This window comes from Paludibacter sp. 221 (genome assembly GCF_010501035.1).
Lineage (GTDB): Bacteria > Bacteroidota > Bacteroidia > Bacteroidales > Paludibacteraceae > QVMH01.
This window is the reverse complement of sequence record NZ_QVMH01000035.1, coordinates 20,328-29,748: the sequence shown is the minus strand read 5'-3', so window position 1 is coordinate 29,748 and position 9,421 is coordinate 20,328. Positions and strand designations below refer to the sequence as shown.

Here is a 9,421-nt window from a genome sequence, read left to right as displayed (position 1 = left end):
GCGTACCTACGGCACGCCGGATTATCGAGTAACTGCATATTACCAAGCTTTGCTCCCTACGGGAGCTTTTAATGCTGTTATGATTTATAAATCAGCTTTACAATAAACTATTGAATATAAACTCTATTCAAGAAAATTCAAATGAAAAATTCCGGACAGCGCGAAAAAACCTTAGTCAAAGTCTCGTGGGTTAGCACCATCGGCAACGGGATATTATCTGCGGCAAAAATAGCAGTTGGGGGTATATCAGGCAGTTTGGCTGTTATCGGAGATGGTATCGATTCGGCTACAGATGTCATTATCTCCATTGTAATGATTATCACAGCCAAAATAATGAACCGCCCTCCCAACCGGAAGTACGTATATGGCTATGAAAAAGCCGAAGGCATTGCCACCAAGATACTTTCGCTCGTTATATTCTACGCAGGAGCGCAAATGCTCATATCATCCGCAAAAAGGATATTCTCTCCCGAAAGCTCTGAAATGCCCGAAATGCTGGCAATCTACGTCACCCTCTTTTCCATAATAGGCAAATTGATTTTAGCACTTTATCAGTACAAGCAAAGTAAAAAAATCAACAGTTCCATGCTGAGGGCAAATGCCGTAAATATGCGCAACGATGTGATTATATCAGTTGGGGTGTTAGTGGGGCTTCTGTTCACTTTCATTTTCAAATTACCCATTCTCGACTCGATAACAGGATTGATTATAAGTGTTTTTATAATAAAGTCGGCTTTCAATATCTTTATGGATTCCAACGTAGAGTTGATGGACGGTGTAAAGGACGAAACCGTGTACGACAAAATTTTCGAAGCTATCGACAAAGTACCCGGAGCAAGCAATCCGCACCGTGTACGCTCGCACCAGATAGGCAATTTGTACATGATAGTTCTTGATATAGAAGCAGATGGCAACATCACCCTCAACGAAGCGCACAGCATTGCCGAATCAGCCGAAAAAAGCATCAGGGAATCAATCGAAAATATTTACGACATCGTAGTGCATGTAGAGCCGAAAGGGACACATCTGCCCGAAGAGAGATTTGGCATAACCCGCGAAACCAAATAAAAAACCCAAGTCACAAAAAACCTCTTTCCGGAGATTTATTTAAAAAAGCTGATTTTTAACAGAAAAACAATACCTTTGCATCTTCATTTTAAGTAAAATACGCTTGTTTTCCGTCAGGTACAACTACGAACATAGATAGCCTTCGGCAAAAGTCAAACAAGAGTATATCAAGAGCAAAAATAAACATGAAAAAAATTTTATTCGGGTTATTACTTTTTGTTTCCATATCGGTTTTTGCACAAGAGGAAGCATTCCGTCAAGGTAAGTTATCGCCTTTCACAGCACACTTCATATCATCGGCAAACAGTTCGGACCAAGATACTCTTAAAGAAAGAAAACTACAAAAACGCTTTGCCGTAAAAAAAAGCAATGGACAAGATAAGCACGTAAGCGTTTACATTGAACTGAATCAAGGCATATCGCCCGATATACTAACTACATACGGTGTAAAAATAAACTCCGTACATACGGATATTAACATCGTTACAGCTCAGATTCCGGCCGGAATGCTGGAAACCGTGTCCCTATTGCCCGAAGTAAAGCGCATAGAGATAGGAATCCCCGTAAGAAAAAAGATGGATAAGGCACGCATAGCGGCAAATGTAGATAAGGTACAAGCAGGAACGGGCATAACTTCTTTTTTTGATGGTAGCGGAGTAGTGGTAGGAGTGGTAGACGGAGGGTTCGACTATACCCATCGGAATTTTTATGATATAGCAGGCAATGAATTACGCATAAAGAGAGTATGGGATCAGAATGCAAGTACCGGAACATCTCCTCAGGGATACGATTATGGCACGGAATATAAAACATCTTCTGCCATTTTAGCGGCAAATTATGACGACCAAAAAGAAACACACGGGACGCACGTTGCCGGAATAGCTGCGGGTGCCGATATGAGTAACGAAAACCCGTACTACGGAATTGCCACCGCTGCCGACCTTGTCTTTGTAAGCAACGATATGAGCGACCAAACCAACGTAACAATAACCGACGGGATAAAATACATTTACGACTACGCCGAGGCGGTGGGCAAACCCTGTGTTGTAAACTTAAGTCTGGGCACTCACGTAGGGCCTCACGATGGAACTTCGTTTTTCGACAGAACCAGCGACGACATGCAGGGGAAAGGACGCTTGCTTGTAGGCTCGGTAGGCAACGAAGGTAAAGACCAATTGCATGTTTCCAAAACATTTACTCCTACCGATAATTCTTTAAATACATTTTTCTACTTCAACTATAGTTATGACAGATATGGCTGGGCCGATATATGGGGCGAAGCCAACAAAGATTATACTGTACAAGTAGTGGTTTACAAAAATTCATCAGAAAAAGAGCTGCTCTTTACTTCCGACGTTATAAATGCCTTACAAACAAATGAAAAAACATATACCCTGAATACAGCCGAACACGGGGCACAAGGTATAGTAGAGATATACTCGGAAAAAAACAAAGTGAACAATAAAGCAAATGCACTTGTAGTGGTGGAACTCACCGACTTGAAATCAAACCATTATGTAGGGTTAAAGATTAGCGCACCGGATGGCACTGTACATGCTTGGGCCGACGATTATTGGTCGTACTTCAAAGGCAGGAACGTAGATGGCTGGGTAGATGGCAACTCGTCTTACTCCGCAGGCGAAATAGGAGGAACAGGCAAAAGAATTATCTCCGTAGGCGCATATGCATCAAAAGAATCTATAATAAACACAGCAGGCACTACTACAACATTGCAAGAACAGACATTAAACGAAATTGCAGATTTTTCGAGCAAAGGCCCAACTGTCGACGGTAGAATAAAGCCGGATATTACCGCACCGGGCTCAATACTTGTATCGTCTTTCTCCGGAGCATCGGCGACACTCAATGATTACCGCTTTCAGACAGTAAGCGAGAATGTAGTTGGCGACAAAAAATATCATTACGGAGCCATGCAGGGAACATCCATGTCGGCTCCTTATGTTACAGGAGTTTTAGCCATGTGGTTGCAGGCAAAAAACGATTTGACTCCCGAAGATGTAAGAAGTATTTTATCAAGTGCATCCATATCGGACAGCTATACCGGAACCATACCGACAGAAGGAAACACCACGTGGGGGTATGGAAAATTAGATGCGTGGCAAGGAGTAAAAGAATGTCTTAACATGAACATCATTACCGATTCGATAGAGGTACATGGTGATATATTTTGCATGCCCAGCATAGATGATATGAAGGCAAGAAGAATACCACTACGCTTTCTCAACCAAGAAGCCAAAAATATAAAAATGCACGTTTATAATATGAATGGGCAGAGAGTTTTCAGCAAAAGCTTTCAGAACGGAACCACATATACATCGGTTGACCTGTCGAAATTAGGAGGTGGGGTTTACATTATCAAGTTCGAGGGCGATAATCTGAAAGCTAAAAACCAGCGTTTTATTTTGCCCTGATAAAAAAACTAAGTTTTGAAACGGATAGGGCTACTCTCGGACACTCACGGAATACTCGACGAACGGGTATTCAAATACTTTGACACATGCGACGAGGTATGGCATGCGGGCGACTGGGGCTCGCTGGAGGTGGTAAACCGCTTGCGCCAGTTTAAACCGCTACGAGGCGTGTGGGGCAATATCGATAGTTACGAAATACGCAGTATATTTCCGCAGCATAACCGTTTCATGTGCGAAGATGTAAAAGTATGGATAACCCACATAGGGGGCTATCCGGGCAAGTACGACCCCTCTGTACGCCCTGATATATTCCGCAATCCGCCCAACCTGTTCATATCAGGACACTCCCATATACTCAAAGTAAAGTACGATAAAACTCTTGGCCTACTGCACATGAATCCCGGTGCTGCGGGCAAATATGGTTTCCATCAAGTCCAAACCCTGTTGAGGTTCGAAGTTGATGGAGATAAAATACAAGAGCTGGAAGTAATTGAGTTGAAAGCCAAACAACCCGAATAATGGTTACAAGTTACAAGTCTCATCCTCTGAAACTTAATAACAACATTTTTGTCAGAACACTTCAAAACAGCGTCTAAGTATCACAACCACTTTTTCCGTTTAAAGTAAACGAGAACAAACGCAACCGACAGCAGCATAGCTCCTATCGAGAATGCGTACCCCCATTGCCAGTTCAGTTCGGGCATTACTTTGAAATTCATTCCGTAAATGGAAGCAATGAGCGTGGGAGGCATAAAAATAACCGATACCACCGTAAAGATTTTGATAATTTTACTTTGCTGTAAATTAACCAAACCGAGGAATGTATCCTGTAGATAATCCAGCCTGTCGAACCCGAAACGGGTATATTCGAAAAGCGAGTTAATGTCTTTAATAATCATGCTGAGGCGGGGTTGCAGGTCTTTGTGAAAAAAATTCCCTTTCAGCATATTAGATACTACACGCTGCTTATCCATAATGTTCTGACGGATAATCATCACCTTTTCCTGCAGGTCCTTTATCTCAATCAGTATATCTTCGCCCAGCGGTTTATCCTCGCTTGTAGTGCTCATCGACTTACTCAATAAGGTAATCTGGTCGGTAATATCTTCGATAATGTCCGCGTCGTACTCCACCCGGGTTTCGAGCAACGACACAAGCACATGCTGCCCCGTAGGAAAATTCTTGGTATTTGCGTATAATTTTTTGATAGTTTCGTTGAACGATTTCAACTCCTCGTCGCGCACCGACACCAGTATATCATTCTTCAGAATAAACGAAACAGGCTCAAGCGTATAATTATCCAACAGGAAGTTAGAGTTTGCCACAAGGCTGTCGTCCGTTTGGATGTAGCGCGAACTCATCTCGATTTCTTCAATCTCTTCGTCTTCCTGAATATAAATTTTAAGGAATTGCTCCAGCTCATTCTCTACTTCTTCCGACACATCATTCAGGTCAATCCAGATAACGTCCTTTAAATCTACCTTTTTCAGCAGCCCTATGCTTCTTGAGATTCGCAGTCTACCATCTTCGTGGTAAAATATTCTTAGTTCCGACATGATAATTTTCCTCCTTCTTTACTTTACCGGCACCGGAAAACTAACTGTCCAAACGTGCCGAAGGTTAATTGTTTTGTTGAGCTTTTTCCACCATGTTCGTTAATCTGACAAATGCGTGTACGTCCAGTTGTTCAGGGCGCTTATCGAAAAGCACATCATCGTACATCAAATTGCCTTTTTCTACTAATGGCTTCAATGAATTACGTAAGGTCTTACGTCGCTGGTTGAAGGCTGTTTTCACCACCGTTTTGAAGAGTTTCTCGTCGCAATCGAGATGTTGCACTTCATTACGGGTAAGGCGAACAACAGCCGAGCGGACCTTAGGCGGAGGGTCGAAAACGTGTTCGGATACCGTGAATAGATAGTCGATAGTATAAAAAGCCTGTAGCAGCACGCTCAATATCCCGTATGCCTTTTTTCCGGCTGGCGAGGCTATGCGCTCGGCCACTTCTTTCTGAAACATGCCCGATAATGCAGGTATTTTATCTTTATAGTCGAGCAGTTTGAAAAGTATCTGGCTCGAAATGTTATAAGGAAAATTGCCGATAATATAAAAATTACCCGGAAAAATTTCGTTCAAATCAAGTTTCAGAAAATCGGCCTCAATCACCTTTAGCTGAGGATAATGCGAATGAAGATACCCGACCGATTCGGTATCGAGCTCTACGGCTGTTAGATTTACTTGTGGATTTTGAAGCAGAAATTGTGTGAGTACGCCCATGCCGGGACCAATTTCGAGCACATCAGTCTTACCGCTGAGAGGTAAACTCCCGGCGATACGTTGGGCTATTTCCATATCCTTTAGGAAATGCTGTCCCAAGTATTTTTTCGCTCTTACTTCGGTCATATTTCTGGTGGTCGTCGGGCATGATGAATTTATACTTCGATAATTTTAATAAACAGCAAAAATGTTTAGCTTTTATTCGTAAAAATAAATTGTATCTTTGCAGAATTGCGTTTAGCAAGAACGCAGTTTCCGAGTACAAAAGTAGTTATATTTGTTGGAATGCGAAAACTTTTTACGAAAATAGGAGAATGGCTCCGGAAAGTAATTGATTTTTTTTATCCTCCTTTTCGCCGCTTGATGTCTCCTCAGTTGTTTCGTTATGCTGCGTGTGGCGGGGCTAATATGGCATTCGACTGGGTACTGTATTTCGTTGTTTTCCATTTCGTATTGTGCAAGCAAATGCTCGACCTCGGTTTCGTCACGCTGAGTTCACACATAGCCTCGCTTGTTATCGTTTTTCCTATAACAACTTTATCAGGGTTTTTGTTACAAAAGTATGTCACATTTTCGGCTTCGGAGCTAAGGGGGCGTGTACAGTTGTTCCGTTATTTTTTAGTTGTTTCCACCAACCTTGTATTAAACTACTTAGGATTGAAACTGCTGGTAGATGTATTGCACGTTTTCCCTACCCCGTCCAAAATGATTATTACAATTATAACCGTAATATTAAGTTACGTTTTTCAAAATAAATTTACATTCAAAATTCAGAAAGAAAGCCACTAAAGACACGGATTTAATTATTAATTATCAATGTTTAATTATTACTCCCCTACGTTCGGCGTAGCGTCCCGCTACTGCCGCTGATAGAAGCAAAGCTCCGGCTTTGCAAAAGGTATTGACAGATGTCGGGGCGAAAAATCTTTCGCCCGATAAAGAAAAGCGAACAAAAGAAGCACAAAGAACGTGAATGAACAGCAATACCTCCTTCCCCTCGTTTGTAACGAGGGGTTAAATGGGGATTACGTTTTAAACGTAAAACAACAATCCTCTCCCCCAAATGGCGCAAGTTTAACGTAGTGTAACTTGTGCCGAAAACAAATGCAGTTTAAAACTGCAAAAAAACATAGTCACAAGTCACAGACTTGCGCCAAATATGGATAAGAAATAAGAATTCAGAAATCGGAAATCAGAATGAGGAAAAAGGTGAACATAATTTATCCGTAAAGCGGACTTTAAGCCGCTATACGGAAATAATAATTAAACATTAATAACTAATAATTAATGTCCCCGTGTCTTGGTGTCTCCGTGTTTAAAATAATAATTAACTCCGTGTCTCTATCTGTAATCTAACCGAACCTATGTATAGTGAAGCAATAAATTGATTCTACAAACCGGATGTCGAAAAAGAACATATATACTATCATAAAATGGGTATTTGTAGTGGCAGCCCTCGCCTACCTCGCCTACAAACTGATATCGTTCGACCAATACGACGAGTTTATCGTACAATGGCGGCAAACTCCGCCTACGCGATTCTGGTGGCTGGCAGCAGTTTTTCTGCTTTTACCGCTCAACTGGGCGTTGGAAGCCCTCAAATGGAAAGTGATAGTTGCCAACATCGAAAAAATAAGTTTCAAAACGGCAATCAAAAGTGTATTGGCTGGGATTACAACGGGTTTTTTCACCCCCAACCGCATTGGCGACTTGGTGGGAAGGGTGCTTTTTCTGGAATCGCACAATTACAAGCCGGGAGTTACATTATCGCTTCTGAACAGCCTGACCCAAAACCTTACTATTATTTTTTGCGGTATTCCGGCGTGCATTTTGTTTTTTTCAGCCCATACCAATGCCTTCCCCAACGTATGGCTTTATATAACACTGTGCGTTTTCTTATTAATAATACTGGCTGTTTTCTACTTTTATCTCCCGCGCATAAGTGTGAAATCGGGCAATACGCGTTTTGGTGCAAAGATTAAAGACTTTACCGACTGTCTTTCGGGTTATTCTACTATCAGCCTGCTAAAAGTCATTCTGATTTCCTTCGTCCGGTATGTGGTTTTCTCTACCCAGTTTTATTTCATGCTATCGTTTTTCGACGTACAGCTTACTCCTTGGCAGGCTCTACTGGCTATCCCTACAAATTACCTGTTCGTAACCTTCACCCCTTCCTTTGCCTTTTCCGAAGCCGTTATCAGGGCTTCATACGCCGTGTTTATCATCGGATTTTTTTCGGGGCAAACGGTGAATATTGCCCTTGCCGGCGTTGCTATTTGGTTTGTAAACTGGGTAATTCCGCTTCTCTCCGGCTCGGTTATTTTGTTGCAATCGAAGTACAAACCCTCGAAGCAAGCACAGCAAGACTGACCAATAAGCTCAAGTGTACAGTTAGATATTGTTTTGAATTTTCCACAAAGAAATTATTACAGTTCTGAATATGTCTTTTCCCTAAAAAATTACCAAAATTTATCTTGCGAGTAAAATTTAAACAAGCTCTAAGCGTAATAATAAAAAAAGCACTACATTTGTAATCTACGAACTAAACACTTATATATATATTTGCTGTATGAAGAAACATAATTTTAACGCGGGACCATGCGTACTGCCAAAGTCAGCAATCGAATCGGCTATTGCTGCTATCAAAAATTTCGACGAAACAGGTATCGGTATTTTAGAAATTTCCCACCGCACACCGGGCTGGGAGCGTATTATGGCTGAAACCGAACAACTTTGGAAAGATTTGCTAAACATCCCCGAAGGGTATAAAGTGCTTTTCCTCGGAGGCGGTGCAAGTACCCAGTTTTGTTATGTTCCTTTCAACCTTATGAATAAAAAAGCTGCTTACCTGCAAACAGGCGTATGGGCGAAAAAAGCTGCCAAAGAAGCAAAAATGTTTGGAGATGTGGAGATAGTTGCAAGCTCGGAAGACAAAAACTACAGTTACATACCTAAAAACTATACTATCCCTACAGATGCGGATTATTTCCACATAACAACCAACAATACCATTTACGGAACAGAGATACATACGGATATAGACAGCCCGGTAAACCTTGTGGCCGATATGTCGTCCGACATTATGAGCCGTCCGGTAGACGTTTCGAAATACGCTATGATATATGGCGGCGCACAAAAAAACGTAGGCCCTGCCGGAGTTACCTTTGTTATTATCCGCGAAGATATTTTAGGCAAGGTAGGACGCCAGATTCCTACTATTATCGACTACCGTACACACATCAAAGAAAGCTCAATGTTCAACACACCTCCTGTATTCCCAATCTTCGTGATGCACGAAACACTGAAATGGGTAAAAGAACTGGGTGGACTGGAAGCAATGCACAAAATCAACAAAGAAAAAGCAGAATTGCTTTACGGCGAAATAGACCGCAACAAAATGTTTGTTGGGACAGCAGCAAAAGAAGACCGCTCGCTGATGAACGTATGTTTCGTAATGGCAGAAGGATACCAAGACAAAGAAGCCGATTTCATGGCATTTGCCAAAGAGCGTGGCATGGTAGGAATAAAAGGTCACCGCTCGGTAGGAGGTTTCCGCGCATCTATCTACAACGCATGCCCAATGGAAAGCGTACAAGCATTGGTAGACTGCATGAAAGAATTTGAAAATAATTTTTAATTATTAG

8 protein-coding genes are annotated in these 9,421 nt (G+C 41.8%); 6 read left to right on the top strand and 2 right to left on the bottom strand.

Features of this window, described 5'->3' with window-relative positions; genetic code table 11:
• Positions 1–141: 141 nt before the first annotated feature.
• From D0T49_RS08420 to D0T49_RS08410, 3 genes are all read left to right on the top strand, one after another.
• A complete protein-coding gene (locus D0T49_RS08420) occupies positions 142–1,068 on the top strand; it encodes a cation diffusion facilitator family transporter (protein WP_163630305.1) in 927 nt (308 codons plus the stop codon).
• Between the two features lie 185 nt (positions 1,069–1,253).
• Positions 1,254–3,500, top strand: coding sequence for a S8 family serine peptidase (locus D0T49_RS08415; protein WP_163630303.1), 2,247 nt, complete (start codon positions 1,254–1,256; stop codon positions 3,498–3,500).
• A gap of 15 nt (positions 3,501–3,515) precedes the next feature.
• The gene (locus D0T49_RS08410) at positions 3,516–4,019 is read left to right on the top strand and encodes a metallophosphoesterase (RefSeq protein ID WP_163630301.1); all 504 of its coding nucleotides are present in this window, start codon (positions 3,516–3,518) and stop codon (positions 4,017–4,019) included.
• A gap of 80 nt (positions 4,020–4,099) precedes the next feature.
• Here D0T49_RS08410 and corA read toward each other — a convergent pair whose 3' ends face one another.
• On the bottom strand, positions 4,100–5,056 hold the full coding sequence (corA, locus tag D0T49_RS08405) for a magnesium/cobalt transporter CorA (RefSeq protein WP_163630299.1): 957 nt from the start codon (positions 5,054–5,056) through the stop codon (positions 4,100–4,102).
• A 64-nt stretch (positions 5,057–5,120) separates the two neighbouring features.
• A complete protein-coding gene (gene rsmA, locus D0T49_RS08400) occupies positions 5,121–5,903 on the bottom strand; it encodes a 16S rRNA (adenine(1518)-N(6)/adenine(1519)-N(6))-dimethyltransferase RsmA (protein ID WP_163630297.1) in 783 nt (260 codons plus the stop codon).
• A gap of 159 nt (positions 5,904–6,062) precedes the next feature.
• On the opposite strand from rsmA, the gene D0T49_RS08395 reads away from it, so the two are divergent.
• The 3 genes from D0T49_RS08395 to serC all read left to right on the top strand — a co-directional run bounded on the left by D0T49_RS08395 (position 6,063) and on the right by serC (position 9,414).
• The gene (locus D0T49_RS08395; protein ID WP_163630295.1) at positions 6,063–6,566 is read left to right on the top strand and encodes a GtrA family protein; all 504 of its coding nucleotides are present in this window, start codon (positions 6,063–6,065) and stop codon (positions 6,564–6,566) included.
• 612 nt (positions 6,567–7,178) lie between these two features.
• Entirely contained in the window at positions 7,179–8,147 is a 969-nt protein-coding gene (locus tag D0T49_RS08390) for a lysylphosphatidylglycerol synthase transmembrane domain-containing protein (RefSeq protein WP_163630293.1), read from the top strand.
• A gap of 199 nt (positions 8,148–8,346) precedes the next feature.
• Positions 8,347–9,414 carry a 3-phosphoserine/phosphohydroxythreonine transaminase gene (serC, locus tag D0T49_RS08385; protein ID WP_163630291.1) on the top strand — a complete coding sequence of 356 codons (1,068 nt, stop codon included), beginning with the start codon at positions 8,347–8,349 and terminating at the stop codon, positions 9,412–9,414.
• The last annotated feature ends 7 nt before the right edge of the window (positions 9,415–9,421 follow it).